We start from the raw sequence: 14,309 nt of genomic DNA on the forward strand, positions 1-14,309 counted from the left end.
GCGCTAGCTCCTGCGGCGGAGTCGATCACCCGCGCGGATGACATCTCGTCGTCGACGATCCGGCCACGATGAAGTCATGGCGGTCAAGCTTTCTGTGGACGATGCTGCGCGTCCGGCCCCGTGCCGGGCACCTCGCCTTCGGCCAGGCGCATGGCCGGGGCTGGCTGTTGCGCTATGGGGGCTCCTGTTTGCGGTACCCAGTTTCGCCTGGGCGATGGGATTGACCTTCGGCGCGCGCACGACGGTGTCGCCGTCCCTGGTGAAGCTCGCTGATGATCGGGTGGCGTGGTTCGTGGCCGTCCTGTGGGTGACCGGTCTGCTGAAGGTCGTTGGGGCCCTGATCGGTATCGGCCTGACCCGCCGGCGTGGCAGACGGATGGGCCCTCTCATGGTGTTCTGCGGCGGCGGCGCGGCGGTGCTGCTTGTCTGGCACGGTTCTCTCTTCGTCGCCCATGGAGTGCTGGTTGAGCTCGGGATCCGCTCGGTCGCGCCTGACTTGGCCGGGCTGACCTGCTGGTACCTCTGCCTGTGGGGACCGTGGTTCCTCGTCGGCGGTCTGGCTTTCGCCGCCGCCACCACGCGGTATGTCCGCCGACTGGATGCCCGCGGCGAGCTGCGACGTTACGGTGCTGTGGGGGCGCTGGGTGCGTTGCTTCTGTCGTTGGCATCGATGATCACCGGGGTCGGCTGATGACTGTGGCGCGGCTGCTGACGCCTCGTGCGTTCGCCTCTGCAGCCCGCTGACGGGGCCGCCGCAAGCGATCAGACAGACAGACAGTTAGTGAGCCGCCCCTGCCGCTCGTCTTTGAGGACCGTCCTTACGTCACGACCTAACTGCTGGGAACGTCTGCGGCGCGGGGAGTTGCGGAACTGGTGAGGGCGAGTATCGCGTCGAGAAGGGCGGAGGTCAGGGCGGGGAGTTGGCCGGGGGATTCGGACAGCAGGAACAGCCAGGCGAAGACGGGGCCGACCAGGAGGGCGTTGAGGGTGGCTGGGTCGGGGCGGGTGGTGAGTTCGCCGCGTGCGGTCGCGCGGTCCAGGATCTCCGTGAGGGTCTGACGCTGGGCTCCGAGGTATTTCTGGTCGAACCGGTCACGTAGTGCGGGGTCGGCGTGGATATCGGCCAACAGGCCCGGGATCGTCCCCTGCGGCGGGACGGCCATGCTGTCCGCGATCTCGGCGAGCACGGCGGCCAGGTCGGCGCGGAGCGATCCGCGGTCGGGTGCCACGGCCAGGAACTGATCCGGCAGAAGCACGTCAAAGATCATTTCTTGTTTGGTGGCGTGCCGCCGGTAGATCGCCGCCTTGCCCACGCCCGCTCGCGCGGCCACCTCGGCCATCGTGAGCTGCATATATCCCACCTCGGTCAGCAGCTCTCGAACGGCGGAGGCGATGGCGTCGTCGACGCGGTTGTCCCGGGGGCGACCCCCCTGGTTGCGGGCTTGCTTTCGCACAGGCATGGGTGCACTATACGAGACCAAGAGTATCGAAACCAGTGGTTTCGGAACTGCGTACCTTCGCTTCCCTGTCCTTCGGTACAGCTGTCCACCCGGCGCTGACCTTCCCAGGGGAACGTGCCTGGCGCGACAGCGACCACGGCGGTCCGCGGCGGCGGCCGAGACGCCGTACCGACGAGAAGCTGCCGGCTCGGATTGACCCGCATCCGGACCACGCCCGAACGACAACCGTGTGAAAACGACAGCCGTGTGAAGTCGCGCGGCTCCACACTCACCACAGTTGGGGGATTCGCATGATCAAATGTGCCGGCTGGCTCTTTGTGCTCTTCGGAGCCGCGCACACGCTCCTCGCCCTCACGATGGAGGGGGCAGCACGCCACGCGGGGGAGTGGTTCAGCGGGGCACTGTGGGGCGAAGACTTCTCCGATATGAGCCCGGCCAACAGCGCGCTGTGGCTGTCTCTGGAGAGCTTCGGCCCGCCACTCGTCGTGGTCGGTCTGGTCATCCTGTGGCTGGATCAACGCGGCATCACCCCACCGTCGTTCATCGCGTGGCCACTGGGGATCTTGAGCGTGGTGGATGCCGTCATCCTCATCACTACGCCCTGGCCGATCCTCCTGCTCGCCAACATCCTGCTGCTGGTCGGAGGCCGCCGTGATCCTCACCCGCGTCATGGACACCCGCACCATGACGGCCCGTCAGTCACGTCCGGTCACGCCGACGTGCCTGACCTGACCTCGCCCTCCAGCCGAGCCTGAGTCCGACCGCGGTCGCCTGTGAGGCGGGAACGGGTGAGATGCGGGCGCCGATCACGACCGCACGGATGACGTGTCGACCAGCGCTGTCGCCTCCGCGAGCGTCATGCCCGGACGCAGCTCGGTCTCCCCGGTCACCCCGAGGCGTTCGCCCATGACGAGGGCGAATTCCAGGAGTGCGAGGGAATCGACGTCGAGTTCCTCGAACGTCGCGTCAGGACGCAGCTCGGCCGTGTCGATGCCGAAGGTCTCGTTCAGGGCCGCGCAGATGACGGCGTAGCTGGGGGAGGAAGCTGGGGGAGTGTGCGTCGGGCAGGGGTCAGACACGAGCCGTCACGGCTCCCTTCTGTGGGGAGGGGGAAGAGGAGGGAGGGGCGGAAAGGCGCGGCGACGAGGGCATGCTCATGCCCGCGCGGACGTACTCCCCGGACAGTTCCGGCGGTGGTGCCAGGCCGGCCGTCGCGGCCTCCAGGCGGGTCCGGTCGTAGTGGCGGCGGGACCACCAGTGCGGAGTCAGCCCGGCGGCCAGGCGGATGAGGAACCGCTCCAGCGGCCGCATGTCTTCGGCCATCACGTCCGGGTCGAGCGTGACATCGAGCCAGTCGCATCCGCTCAACGCGATCCGCACCAGCTCCTGCACCGAGCAGTCCTGAGGGTGTGTCACGTGATAGGTCTCGACCGGTGGCTCCAGCTCGGCCGTCGTCCTCTCGGGGCGGGCGGCGGCGCAGCGCAGCATGGCCGTCACCGCCCAGTCGACCTGCAGCAGGTTGACGACGGCATCCGGCCGTCCCGGTACCCGCGCCGTATAGGGGAAGCTGATGTCGTCGCCGCCCAGACCGGCGGCGCGCAGGACGAAAGCCGGATCCTGTCGCTCCAGCATGCTGATCCGGGCCGCCTGGACCGCCAGCCAGTGCCGCGGCTCACCTGCCTGGGACGGCCGGTCGGTCACCAGCAGACTCGGGCGGAAGACCACCGCCGGCCGGCCCTCGGCCCGTGCCCATGCGCGCACCAGGCCCTCGGCGCGGAACTTCGACTCCTCGTACAGGGTGGCAAATCCGTACTGCTCGTCCAGCGTGTCCTCGTACACCAGGCCCGTGCGGCGCCTGCCCGCGACGAACGCGGTGCTGATGTGGAACAGCCGCCCGGTACGTCCGCCGGCGCTCAGCAGCTCCAGGACGCGGCGGGTGCCCGCCACATTGGTGCGGTGCAGCGCCGCCGCCTGGCCCAGCGGGCTGGTGTCGGCGGCGCAGTGCCACAACTCCTGCGTGCGCTGCGCCAGCGCCGCGTGTTCCGCCTCGGAGAGTCCCAGCCGCGGGGCGGCCAGTTCGATCCGCACCGGGGTGACCCGCCGGTGGAACTCGTCGGCGTCCCACAGGGCCCGGGACCCGGCCTCGGTCCCAGGCCCGGCGGTTGTGCTGCGTACGGCCCGGAGCAGTCGTTCGCGGGCGGAGACCGGATCACCCCGTACGAGGGCGCAGACGGGACGGTCGTCCCTGCGCAGCAGCGCGGCGAGGAGCTGTGCGCCGAGAAAGCCGGTGGCACCGGTGATCGTGATCAACGACTCACTCCTTCGACCGCGCACCGCCCGCGGCGCGGCTGCGTGCGCACCGCAGGCCCGCGCTGTGGCATGGGCACTGACATTATTCCTATTTATTAGGAATGTGTTGCAGTATGTCGAAGTGTCAGGGATCAGCAGCCCCGGCGCACCGGCGCACCGTTGCAATACGAGCATTCGCGTGATCTCCGGCCGCGTCCGTGCGCCCCCATCGGCCCCACGGCTGAAGTGGTTCTACGACGCCGCGCGGAAGACCAGTACGGCGTTCTGGCCCCCGAAACCGAACGCATTGCTCACCGCCGCCGCCATCGGCAACGGCCGTGGCACCTTCGCTACCACATCGAGCTCGATCTCGGGATCCTGCCGCTGCAGATTCGCCGTCGGCGGGATCACCTGCTCCGCCAGCGTCAGGACCGTGCAGGCCGCCTCGATCGCCCCGGCGCCACCGGCCGAGTGCCCCAGGGCCCCCTTCACCGCGGTCACCGGCGGCGGCCGCCGGAAGACCTGCCGCAGTGCCAGCGCCTCCGCCCGGTCGTTGAGGACCGTCGACGTGCCGTGCGCATTGACGTGGTCGACATCGCCCGGCTCGATCCCCGCGTCGCCCAGCGCGGCCGACAACGCCTCGGCCGCCCCGCGTCCTTCCGGGTGCGGCGCCGTGAAGTGGTACGCATCGCACGACGCCCCGTAGCCGGACAGGTAGGCGTGCGGGCGGGCGCCGCGCGACCGGGCGTGTTCCAGCCGCTCCAGTACGAGCACCCCGGCCCCCTCCGCCAGGACGAACCCGTCACGATCCGCGTCAAAGGGGCGGGAGGCGCCCGCGGGATCCTCCGCCCGCCGGGACAGCGCGCCCATCTGGTGGAAGCAGGCGGCCGGAACCCGGCTGCACAGCGATTCGCTGCCGCCCGCCACCACCACGTCGCAGGCGCCCGTGAGCAGCAGCTGGCGGGCGGTGCCCAAGGCCGTCGCCCCGGACGCGCACGCCGTACTGACCGTCAAGTTCGGCCCCCGCACCTGGAGGTCCATCCCTACTTCGCCGGCCACCATGTTCGGCACACTGCGCGGAATGGCCAACGGGGAGATGTCCGTGGCCCGTCCCTCGGTGAGCTTGGTGAACTCCGCCTCGTAGCGCTCCATGCTCGCCGTACCCACCCCGAGGACCACCCCCACCCGTACGGGATCCCAGCTGCCGGCGCCCAGCCCGGCGTCCTTCACCGCCTCGCGGGCGGCCACCAGAGCCATGGCCGCGCACCGGTCCAGACGCCAGGAGAGCCGGCGTCCGAGCTGCGCGGCAGCGTCGAAGTGGGGCACCCGGCAGCAGAAGCCCACCGGGAGGCCGGCGAGTGACGGCTCGGTCGCCGCGGTGGATTCGCCCCTCAGCAGGCCCTGCCAGGTGGCGGCGACCCCCACCCCTGCGGGCGTCACCAGCCCCAGGCCTGTGACGGCCACCTCTCGCGCGCTCATTCGGCCGCCACCCTCCGCACCCGCGCCTCAGCGATTTCCGGCATGCGCTCAGTATTGGCAGCCGCCCGCCCACCCCGGGCGCGCCAAGCCGCAGCGTCCCCCGACCAGCCGCAGCCTTCCCGGGCCTGGGCGGCGAGCGGGAGCCGTGGGTGCTCCGGAGGGGCGGGGGCGTGCCCCGCCGCCGCCCCTGTCGGCCCTTCGCGTGTACCGTTCGCGCGTACGTATCGTGCGCACAAACCGTGCGTTCGATCAGCAACGGTGATCAACAGTCTCAGGCTCTGGGATGATCTTTGCATGCTCGCCAGGCACATGACACGATGGCCAGCGCCGCACGGGGGAGCGGTGTATCAGTGGGGACAACCTCCCTTTGCGCACCAAGGTTTCAGTCGACCCGCGGTCGGCTGACCCCACCGGTGCTCCCTTCTTCCCGGGGCGGCGAATACCTACCGAGCCGAACCAGTGTCAGCACATGGAAAGAAGGAACCACCGAGATGAACACCGCCACGCACTCCTCCGGCACCACGCCCATCTACGAAGAGCTCGTCGAAGAGCACGGTGACGTCCTCGCCGCAACCCGTGAGGCGGCGGAGCATTCCCAACTCAAAGCGTCCCAGGCACTCGACTGGAGCGATCTGCGCCGCCGTCACCACCAGTAGTGGTAGTACTCGTTCTCGACTGCGCCTTCTCCTGATTGCGCCTTCTCGATTACGCGTTCTCGCTCGGGCGGAAGCTGTCCAACAATCGTGCCGGGGCGGCCTGCTTCCAGGAATCCACGAGGATGTCCCGGAGTTCGTCCAAGTCCTCCAACGCGGCCAGCCGGACGCGCACCCAGTGAGAACCTGCCTCATGCGGCGGCACCCAGAATTTGTGCGGTTCCGCGGCGATCAGTTCGTGCCGCTCGTGGATGGGGCAGCGCACGGCACATGAGGTCTCGTCGTCGGGAACGGTGATGAACATCTTCCCCGCCACCCGGAACGTGGGCATCTCCCAGGCTTCCTTCTCCACCGTTTCCGGGAGGGACAGGGCGATACGGCGGACGTCGGAAGAATCGATCACGTCACCACTTTAGCCCCGCCGACCACGCTCCTGAAGCGTTCAGGAAGGCGCGGTGGGACCGCGGCCCCGGATCAGATTCTCGACGTGGTCGAAACGCGCGTGCAGCGTCCGCAACTCCGCCCGCAGCGCCTCCGCATCCTCGCGCGCATGGCCGCCGATCGCCTTACCCAGCCGGATCGCGTCCTGCTCCGCACGGCCGACGAACCACGTGGCGAGGGCGGCCGTGATGACGCCGAACGCGGCAATGGCGCCGAGCATCAAAAGGGACGCGATGACCCTGCCCCACACCGTCACCGGGTAGAAGTCCCCGTACCCCACCGTGGTCGCCGTCTCGATCGACCACCACACCGCTTTCGGGTACGACGTGATATTCGCCCGTGGTGCGCCTGATTCGGCGACGACCACCAGAGCGGCGCCGGCGAGCAGCAGCGCGCTCATACCCACGGTCACCCAGAAAGCGGCCCGTGCGTGCAGCCGACGCCATGACTCGTTCCGGAAGAGGCGATTCAGGGCGGACACGAGAAACGACGGCACCAACGCGGGTCATCACCTTCCACTGCCGGCCTGACCGGAATTCAGATCTGCCGTGCGAAAACCGGCTCTCCGATGGAAAGCCGGTTTTCTCACGGCATTGCCGACATTAACAGGGCGTGCTGCCGAGGCCTTGTCAGGAGGAGGGAATGCGGGGTGCGGCCGGAGTGTCGCCGCGTACGGCGTGCAGGTAGAGAGCCAGCGTGTCGAGGGTGAAATACGAGCTGTAGGAGACGTCGGGGAAGTCCCCGCCGGTGTGGTAGCCGCCGATGACCCCGATCAGGGCGTAACCGGTGAAGTCCCGTACCAGGAACGGCCCGCCGGAGGTGCCGCCGATGTAGCCGGCGCAGGCGATCTCCAGGAAGTCGCCGGGGGCGGCCGGGTCGGTGCTGGTGTAGCGGTGAGTGGACGAGGTGCAGTCCAGCGGCTTGGGATGGGTGGTGTCACTGTTGCCCGGGTAACCGATGAGCCGTACGTCCCGGTGGTCGTACCCGGGATAGGGGACCAGGTCGAAGCCGCCGGTGACGTCCTCCACCTCGGCCCCGTCGGCCCGCGCGCCGAGCCGTACGACCGCGTAGTCCCAGCGTGCGCCCCCGTTCGTACCGAGGTCGTAGTAACGCTGGTCGAGGTAGATGCGGTCGACGGGGTAGATCCCGTGGGGTTTCAGGCCGTCGTGGTACTGCGGCACGAACGACAGGTGGCGCTTCGGATCGGGCGCGCGCAGACAGTGCGCGGCGGTGACGACGAGGTTGCGGAGCGGGCTGCGGACGACCGTTCCACCGCAGAAGCGGCCGACGTTGGTGCCGTCCGTCCAGAAGAAGGTGCCGACCTGCGGGAGGCCGTCGAACGGGTGGCTGGGCGGCACCGGGTCCGCCTCCGCCGATGGCCGCGCCGCGCGGAGGCTGCTGTTCCCCTTCGCTGGGCCACTCCTGTCGGCCGCGACCGGCACCGCGGCCGCCATCCGCTGCGGGGTCCAGTACGCGTCGTCGTCCGAGGCGGAGAGGGATGCCGATGTCGAGGCGGGTGACGGTCTTGCCGGCGTTGGACGAGGAGCGCCGGTTGCGTGCGCGACGGTGGTGAAGGGGACCGGCGGCACGGCGAGTGCCAGTCCGGCGAGGCCGAGGAAACCGGCGGTGAGGAGGAGGGAGCGGAGGCCGCGTACGGCGATCGGTCTGTGCATGATCGGGGTCCTCCCGAGGGATGCTGGCCGAGCGTGGAGAGCCGAGGGTGCGTGGTGGGTCCGAGCGGGCGAGCCATGGTCCTACGGGATGGTCCTACGGCTGGGGCGGTGTGGCGAGAGGGCGTGTCGAGGGGTTTGAAGGGCACCCGGGACTTCTCGGCGGCATCGTCATCGAGACCCGCGCCCGCTTCGGCTTCACCGCCGTCCCGGGCAGCACCGACGACAGCCGCATCCGGCGCATCACCCAGGCCCTGCCCCCGGCCTGCGCCGCCCGCCTCTTCGACGCCCGGGCCGCCGGGGCAACGGAACGGCAACTGCGCGAGATCGCGGCCGAGGGGCTCCAGGAGATCTACTTCAAGGACCACGGCCGCCGCGCCGACGGGCTGCAGGTGGAGTTCACCGACATCGAGTACGTGGAGATGGAGTTTTAGGAGCGAGCCAGAGTTTTAAGGCGCGAGCCGGGTGCCTGGCGTTCGTTGCTCTCGGCAACATTTGCTCCCCGTCCCGCTCTCGCTCGCCGTCCCTGTCCCGCCCCCCGCCTGCGCCACGGCCCCGCCCGTCAACGTTCGCGGTGCGTCACGGCCCGGAGGTAACCTGAACGGAGCCCTCCTGCCCCCGGAGCCGGGGAGGTCACATGGTCGCCGGTGAGAGCCTGCGTCCCAGTAGGGCGGACGCGCCGCGCTACATCCCCATCGCCGAGCACGGTCTGATCGGCGATATGCGGACGGCCGCGCTCGTCGGCACGAACGGGACCATCGACTGGTACTGCTGCACCCGTTTCGACGCGCCGAGTGTGTTCGCGTCGATCCTGGACGCCGACCGTGGCGGGTCGTTCGAGCTGGCGCCGGACGTGCCCACGCGGACCAAGCAGTTCTACTTCCCTGACACCAACATCCTGATCACGCGCTTCTTCGCGGACAACGGTGTCGGCGAGGTCCAGGACTTCATGCCGATCGTCGACGACTCACGCGAGGCGGACCGGCACCGGCTGATCCGCCGGGTGCTGTGCGTCCGTGGCACGCTGCCGTTCATCGCCCGGGTGGCTCCCCGGTTCGACTACGGCCGGTGTACGCACACCGTGAGCAGCCACGGGTGCCATACGGTCTTCGAGTCGCCGGGGCTGACGCTGTCGCTGACGTCCAGCGTTCCGGTCGAGATCGACGGTCCGGATGCCTGGTCCTCGTTCAAGCTGCACGAGGGTGACGCCGCGGTGTTCGCGCTCGACCGTATTGGCGGGGGGCTGGAGCCGCGGGCCTGTCCGGCGATGGAGGCCGAGGAGCTGTTCGGCGCCACGGTGCGCTACTGGCGGAGCTGGCTTTCCCACTCCCGGTACCGGGGACGCTGGCGGGAGATGGTGCACCGCTCCGCGCTCACCCTCAAGCTCCTCATCTACGCGCCGACCGGCGCCATCGTGGCCGCGCCCACGACCAGCCTGCCCGAGCAGATCGGTGGCGAGCGGAACTGGGACTACCGGTATGCCTGGGTGCGGGATGCCGCCTTCTGTATTTATGCGCTGCTCAGGCTGGGCTTCACCGATGAGGCCAAGGCGTTCGTGCACTTCCTGTCCGGCATTGTCCGCCCCGAAGCCTGCGCGGCCGGGCCGCTGCAGATCATGTACGGCATCGACGGCCGCAGCGAACTCCCCGAGGAGGAGCTGTCCCACCTGGAGGGGCATCTGGGTTCGGCGCCCGTCCGGATCGGCAACAACGCCGTCAAGCAGCTCCAACTGGATATCTACGGCGCGCTTATCGATTCGCTCTACCTCTATGACAAATGGGGCGAGCCGCTGTCCAGTGAACACTGGGACACCATCGGCAACCTGGTCAACTGGGTCTGTGAGAACTGGGACCAGCCCGACGAGGGGATCTGGGAGACCCGCGGCAAGACACAGAGCTTCCTGTATTCCCAGCTGATGTGCTGGGTCGCCATCGAGCGGGCGATGCGGATCGCCACCCACCGCGGTCTGCCGGCGGACATGCTCCGGTGGGGGCGGGCCCGCGACGCGATCTACCGGCGGATCATGGACCGGGGCTGGTCCGCGGAGCGGAAGGCGTTCGTCCAGCACGAGGGCGACACCGTCCTGGACGCCGCCGTGCTGATGATGCCGCTGGCCAAGTTCATCTCACCCACCGACCCGAAGTGGCTCTCCACGCTCGATGTGCTGGGCGAGGACCTGGTCTCCGACTCGCTGGTCTACCGCTACGACCCGCGCAGCAGCCCGGACGGCCTGCGCGGTGAGGAGGGCACCTTCTCGATCTGCTCGTTCTGGTACGTCGAGGCGCTCTCCCGCGCCGGCCGCGTCGACGAGGCCCGGCTCGCCTTCGAGAAGATGCTCACCTACGGCAACCACCTGGGCCTGTACGCCGAGGAGATCGGCCGCACCGGCGAACAGATCGGCAACTTCCCCCAAGCCTTCACCCACCTGGCACTGATCAGCGCCGCCTTCAACCTCGACCGGGCTCTGGGCTGACGACCGTCCTGGAGGGGCCTCCCCGGTGGGCCTTCCCGGTGGGGCCTTCCCGGGGGCGGCATCCCCGGTGACGGCACCGCCGACGGCTCCGCCTACCGTAGGGCGCTGCCGTTGATGCCGGGAGAGGTATGACCATCGAAGATGCCGTGTTCCGTGGGCGGATGCCCGGGCGGGCCGGGGACCTGGCGGTTGAGGGGCACGGCATCGAGCCGGTGCCCGAGGGCAACCGTTACGGGACGCCGGCGCGGCTGTTCACCGTCTGGTGTGCGCCGAACCTGACCATGACCGGGGTCTTCACCGGCACGGTGGGCGTCTCGCTGGGGCTGGATTTCTGGACGGCGCTCGTCGCCATGGTGCTCGGCACGGTCGTCGGCGCGCTGCCCGCCGCCTACCTGTGCACCTGGGGCAGCCGGACCGGTACCGGGCAGCTCCCGTTGGCGCGGCTGGCGTTCGGCGGTGGGGTGGTGCTGCCCGGCGTCATGCAGTGGCTCACCTCCGTCGCCTGGGACGCCCTCATCGGGCTCTTCGGCGGGGAGGCGCTGGCCCAGCTGCTCGGCTGGCCGTTCTGGCCGGGCGCGCTGGCGGTGCTGCTCCTGCAGGGGCTCGTGGGGGTCTTCGGGTACGAGGTCCTGCACCGGCTCCAGACCGTGATGACCTTCGTGCTGGGCGCGGCGTTCCTGGTCATCGGCGCCAAGCTGCTGACCGGTGTGCCGCTCCCCGTGCCGGGCACCGCGCACGGCGCCGACCGGGCCGGCGCATTCGTGCTGACCAGTACCGTGGCGCTCAGCCTGGCCGTCTCCTGGGCGCCGTACGCCTCCGACTTCAGCCGCTATCTTCCGCGCCGCACCTCCCGGCCGCGGATGTTCTGGTACTCGCTGCTCGGCATGGTGCTCTCCTTCGTCTGGGTGCAGACGCTGGGCCTGTGGGGAGCCGGGCTGTTCACCGACCAGACCGCCGCCGCGGTGCACGGCCTGCTGGGCGGCGGGGCTCTCGGCGCCTTCGGCCTGCTCGCCCTCGCGGCCGCGGCCGTGTGCAGCAACGCGATGAACGACTACAGCGGCTCGCTGGCCCTCCAGGCGGCCGGCCTACGGGTGCCCAGGCCGCTCGCCGCGGCGGCCGCCGCGGTCCTCGGTTTCCTGCTCGTCCTGTGGCTGCACGCCGCCCACACCACCGTCCGCTTCCAGAACCTGCTGCTGTTCGTCGGCTACTGGATTCCCGGCTTCGTGGGCATCGTGCTCGTGGACGCGCGGGTGCGGGCCAGGGCCCGGGGCGGCGCGCCGATCGACGTCGCGGCCGAGTTCGCCCGGCCGCAGCCGTGGTGGCCGGGCTGCGTCGCCTTCCTCGCCGCGTTCGCCGCCGCCGTGCCCTTCATGAACACCTCCCTCTTCACCGGCCCGGTCGCGGCCGCCGTACTACGTGGCCTTCGCCGTGTCGGTGGCGGTGTACGCGCCGCTGCGGTGGATGGTGCGGAAGCGGGACGCAGGGGCGCCGGAGCCTGTCGCGGCGGCACGCGGCTGAGCCCGCCCGCCGGGTGCCTTACACGGCGGGCGGGGCGCTCAGCCAGTGGCGGCCCCGCGCGCTCCACCCCAGGAAACGGCGGGCCGCGCCGCCCCGGGCCGTACCGTCGGGTCCGAAGCCGCCACCCCCGGCGACCAGGCGCAGGCCGGCAACGGCGGGCGCCAGCCGGGCGGCCACATGCCATGGATGGCGGGCCGTCTCCTCGTCCAACCGGGCCAGCACCCGGGCCTGCTCGCCCGGGTCGCACAGCGCCAGATGGAACACCAGGTGGCGCCAGGCGTACGCCGCGTCCTTGATCGTCGCCAGCGGCCGCGGGTGGTCGTGCACCCGGGCCGTCAGCCGGCACACCGTTCGGAAGCAGCGCCGTGCCAGATCGGCCGGGCCCGGCTCCGGGGCGATGCCGATCCGGCCGACCAGCGTGGCCAGATTGTGCGTGGTCAGGATCTGCGCCTGCTCGATCACCGCACCGCACTCCGCCACCGAGCCATGCCTGGGGGCCCCGGCCCGCTCGCCGCACAACCGGGCGAAACCCGGCGACGTCCGCGGCTGGTGGCCGAGGACCAGTGCGGTGCTCGTCTCGACGATCGCCAGATTGCGCAGCGCCGCATAGTCGATGCCGTAGTACCGCTCGTAGAGCGTGCCGCCCAGCAGCTCGCCGGCGATCCGCGCCGCCGTGAGGAACTTGCGGGAGAACGTGCCCATGAAGATGTCCGCGGCGAGTTCCTCCACCAGAGGGACGTCGAGGTCGGCCTGGCGGGCCAGCGAACCGAGTTCACGGATCAGCGGGTTGGGCAGGAGCGTGCCCGGGAAACCCTGGACGGCCAGCTCGCCGAGGTGCCGCAGCGTGCTGAGCGCGTCGTCCTGGGCGGTGTCGGCCGCCCGCTGCCCGGCCACCGCCCGCACCCACGGCAGTTCCTCGACCCGCACCTGACGTTCCAGGTTGAGCAGCAGCAGCGAACGGCGGCGCGTGAACGCCCGGTAATGCGCCGCCATCAGGCGCCGCAGCGCCGCGTCCGCGTAAGCTCGCGCGGTCGTCGTCGCCACCAACTGGGGCACCAGCTCGGCCAGTACCTCCGCCGACGGCACCACACCGCGCTCGATGAGCGTGCCGACCGGGGCGCTCAGCGTGGACTCGACGACCTGCCGGATCGCCGCCGGAACCGCGGCTCCCACGGGCAGTCCGGTTTCCCGGTGCTCCTCCTCCGTCACCGCGACGACCAGCGACTCGACATCGGCCGCCCCCACGTCCTGGGGCAGATCGCCGAGCCGGCGGAGCACCAGCTGCGCCAGAGCGTGATGGGACGGCAGCGCCGCCTGGGCCGCCTGCCGCGCCCGCAGCGCCGAATGCGGAACGGAACCGGGGGCTCCGCGTCGTCGCACCATGGAGGACACGGCGTGCCGCAGCAGACCGAGCCGGCGGGCATCGAGGGGCCGCCCGGCGACGGTGGTCTCCAGAGAGGCACGCAGGATGGCGAGGTTCTCCTTGGGCTTGCGGTGCTTGCCGCAACGGGTGTGGACCGCGGCCAGCCGACGGTAGCGGTCCAGCAGTGCCGCGCCGCGCGCGAGCCAGTCCTCGCCGGGGGTGCGGACCAACACCCGGCCGCCCTCGGCGGTCTCCAGCCAGTGGGCCAGCAGCTCATCGGCGAACGGCTGCCAGACCATGAGCGCCTCGCGCTGCGCCTCGACGGCCGCATGCGGCCGACGGCGTGCCAGGGCCTGCCCGGCCTCGCCCACCGTCCGGCGGTGCACGGTGGAGGCGTCCGGCGCGGGCGCCGCGGTCGGCCGCGGCAAGAACCGCAACTGCCCGGCGAACGGCTCCAGTACGTCGACGAGTTCCAGCGCTTCGGCCACCTGCCCGGAGCGCACCAACCAGGCCACGGTGAGCAGCGCGGCCTCCTCGGGCACCGCGACCTCGTAGCACCCGTCGTCCAGCAGCCGGCACAGTCCGGCCAGCCCGGCCTCGGTCAGGGAGTACGCGAAGAGCGCCCGGCGCTCGGCCGGAACGCCCGACCGGCGCGCCGCGTCCCGCTCGTACGGCAGCAGCGGACCGCCGGCGCTCGCCGCACCGGTCGCGAAGCCGCCGCGGACGACCTCCGGGGTCACCCAGGCCGGCAGGCCCGCCACCGGGGTCCGCGACCCCACGGACAGGCGGCCGCCGGCGATTCCGTCGAGCACGCTCCGCCAGCGGCGGATCCGCTCCTCGGCGCGTCGGCGGGTGGCGGCGTCCTCATGGGTGAGCGCGGTGCCGAAGGCCCTGGCCAACTGCGCCTGGGCGTAGGGAGGTCCACCGGCGAAGGGAAGCTGCTGCTCAGCGTCGTCGTTCATA

12 protein-coding genes and 2 pseudogenes are annotated in these 14,309 nt (G+C 70.6%); 6 read left to right on the forward strand and 8 right to left on the reverse strand.

Annotated elements, in window-relative coordinates; all coding sequences use genetic code 11:
* Positions 1 to 76 precede the first annotated feature (76 nt).
* The gene (locus AB0E02_RS01190; protein WP_362134638.1) at positions 77 to 691 is read left to right on the forward strand and encodes a DUF3995 domain-containing protein; all 615 of its coding nucleotides are present in this window, start codon (positions 77 to 79) and stop codon (positions 689 to 691) included.
* Positions 692 to 830: 139 nt separating this feature from the next.
* Here the strand turns inward: AB0E02_RS01190 and AB0E02_RS01195 are convergent, their stop codons facing one another.
* Positions 831 to 1,460, reverse strand: a complete 630-nt coding sequence (locus AB0E02_RS01195; protein ID WP_362134640.1) for a TetR/AcrR family transcriptional regulator — start codon at positions 1,458 to 1,460, stop codon at positions 831 to 833.
* Positions 1,461 to 1,750: 290 nt separating this feature from the next.
* Here AB0E02_RS01195 and AB0E02_RS01200 point away from each other — a divergent pair, with 290 nt between their 5' ends.
* The gene (locus AB0E02_RS01200) at positions 1,751 to 2,215 is read left to right on the forward strand and encodes a hypothetical protein (RefSeq protein WP_362134641.1); all 465 of its coding nucleotides are present in this window, start codon (positions 1,751 to 1,753) and stop codon (positions 2,213 to 2,215) included.
* A 51-nt stretch (positions 2,216 to 2,266) separates the two neighbouring features.
* On the opposite strand, the gene AB0E02_RS01205 is transcribed toward AB0E02_RS01200, so the two are convergent.
* The 3 genes from AB0E02_RS01205 to AB0E02_RS01215 form a co-directional block, all read right to left on the reverse strand.
* Entirely contained in the window at positions 2,267 to 2,539 is a 273-nt protein-coding gene (locus AB0E02_RS01205) for an acyl carrier protein (protein ID WP_362134643.1), read from the reverse strand.
* Complete coding sequence (locus AB0E02_RS01210) at positions 2,532 to 3,770, reverse strand: SDR family oxidoreductase (protein ID WP_362134645.1); 1,239 nt, start codon at positions 3,768 to 3,770, stop codon at positions 2,532 to 2,534. Before AB0E02_RS01210 ends, AB0E02_RS01205 begins: the two co-directional genes overlap by 8 nt.
* Before the next feature lie 231 nt (positions 3,771 to 4,001).
* Positions 4,002 to 5,228: a beta-ketoacyl-[acyl-carrier-protein] synthase family protein gene (locus AB0E02_RS01215; RefSeq protein WP_362134647.1), complete on the reverse strand. Its 1,227-nt coding sequence runs from the start codon at positions 5,226 to 5,228 to the stop codon at positions 4,002 to 4,004.
* A gap of 491 nt (positions 5,229 to 5,719) precedes the next feature.
* Here AB0E02_RS01215 and AB0E02_RS01220 point away from each other — a divergent pair, with 491 nt between their 5' ends.
* Positions 5,720 to 5,884, forward strand: coding sequence for a hypothetical protein (locus AB0E02_RS01220; RefSeq protein ID WP_201806114.1), 165 nt, complete (start codon positions 5,720 to 5,722; stop codon positions 5,882 to 5,884).
* Between the two features lie 49 nt (positions 5,885 to 5,933).
* Here the strand turns inward: AB0E02_RS01220 and AB0E02_RS01225 are convergent, their stop codons facing one another.
* The 3 genes from AB0E02_RS01225 to AB0E02_RS01235 form a co-directional block, all read right to left on the reverse strand.
* Positions 5,934 to 6,284: an MmcQ/YjbR family DNA-binding protein gene (locus tag AB0E02_RS01225; protein WP_362134650.1), complete on the reverse strand. Its 351-nt coding sequence runs from the start codon at positions 6,282 to 6,284 to the stop codon at positions 5,934 to 5,936.
* 39 nt (positions 6,285 to 6,323) lie between these two features.
* A complete protein-coding gene (locus tag AB0E02_RS01230; protein WP_362134652.1) occupies positions 6,324 to 6,722 on the reverse strand; it encodes a potassium channel family protein in 399 nt (132 codons plus the stop codon).
* A 229-nt stretch (positions 6,723 to 6,951) separates the two neighbouring features.
* The gene (locus tag AB0E02_RS01235; RefSeq protein WP_362134654.1) at positions 6,952 to 7,995 is read right to left on the reverse strand and encodes a trypsin-like peptidase domain-containing protein; all 1,044 of its coding nucleotides are present in this window, start codon (positions 7,993 to 7,995) and stop codon (positions 6,952 to 6,954) included.
* Positions 7,996 to 8,156: 161 nt separating this feature from the next.
* On the opposite strand from AB0E02_RS01235, the pseudogene AB0E02_RS01240 reads away from it, so the two are divergent.
* The 3 genes and pseudogenes from AB0E02_RS01240 to AB0E02_RS01250 all read left to right on the forward strand — a co-directional run.
* A pseudogene (locus AB0E02_RS01240) lies at positions 8,157 to 8,426 on the forward strand (XRE family transcriptional regulator); the annotation flags it as partial.
* Positions 8,427 to 8,629: 203 nt separating this feature from the next.
* Positions 8,630 to 10,465, forward strand: coding sequence for a glycoside hydrolase family 15 protein (locus tag AB0E02_RS01245; RefSeq protein ID WP_362134656.1), 1,836 nt, complete (start codon positions 8,630 to 8,632; stop codon positions 10,463 to 10,465).
* A gap of 128 nt (positions 10,466 to 10,593) precedes the next feature.
* Positions 10,594 to 11,983 (forward strand): annotated as a pseudogene (locus AB0E02_RS01250) (cytosine permease).
* Positions 11,984 to 12,001: 18 nt separating this feature from the next.
* Here AB0E02_RS01250 and AB0E02_RS01255 read toward each other — a convergent pair.
* Positions 12,002 to 14,308 carry a hypothetical protein gene (locus AB0E02_RS01255; protein WP_362134658.1) on the reverse strand — a complete coding sequence of 769 codons (2,307 nt, stop codon included), beginning with the start codon at positions 14,306 to 14,308 and terminating at the stop codon, positions 12,002 to 12,004.
* Between the last annotated feature and the right edge of the window lies 1 nt (position 14,309).

Source organism: Streptomyces sp. NPDC048196 (assembly GCF_040652715.1).
GTDB lineage: Bacteria > Actinomycetota > Actinomycetes > Streptomycetales > Streptomycetaceae > Streptomyces > Streptomyces siderophoricus.

Excerpts from the sequence above, each read along its gene's own strand:
- AB0E02_RS01190 (WP_362134638.1), top strand. The coding sequence starts at position 77 with ATGGCGGTCAAGCTTTCTGTGGACGATGCTGCGCGTCCGGCCCCGTGC.
- AB0E02_RS01195 (WP_362134640.1), bottom strand. The coding sequence starts at position 1,460 with ATGCCTGTGCGAAAGCAAGCCCGCAACCAGGGGGGTCGCCCCCGGGAC.
- AB0E02_RS01200 (WP_362134641.1), top strand. The coding sequence starts at position 1,751 with ATGATCAAATGTGCCGGCTGGCTCTTTGTGCTCTTCGGAGCCGCGCAC.
- AB0E02_RS01215 (WP_362134647.1), bottom strand. The coding sequence starts at position 5,228 with ATGAGCGCGCGAGAGGTGGCCGTCACAGGCCTGGGGCTGGTGACGCCC.
- AB0E02_RS01220 (WP_201806114.1), top strand. The coding sequence starts at position 5,720 with ATGAACACCGCCACGCACTCCTCCGGCACCACGCCCATCTACGAAGAG.
- AB0E02_RS01230 (WP_362134652.1), bottom strand. The coding sequence starts at position 6,722 with ATGAGCGCGCTGCTGCTCGCCGGCGCCGCTCTGGTGGTCGTCGCCGAA.
- AB0E02_RS01235 (WP_362134654.1), bottom strand. The coding sequence starts at position 7,995 with ATGCACAGACCGATCGCCGTACGCGGCCTCCGCTCCCTCCTCCTCACC.
- AB0E02_RS01245 (WP_362134656.1), top strand. The coding sequence starts at position 8,630 with ATGGTCGCCGGTGAGAGCCTGCGTCCCAGTAGGGCGGACGCGCCGCGC.
- AB0E02_RS01255 (WP_362134658.1), bottom strand. The coding sequence starts at position 14,308 with ATGAACGACGACGCTGAGCAGCAGCTTCCCTTCGCCGGTGGACCTCCC.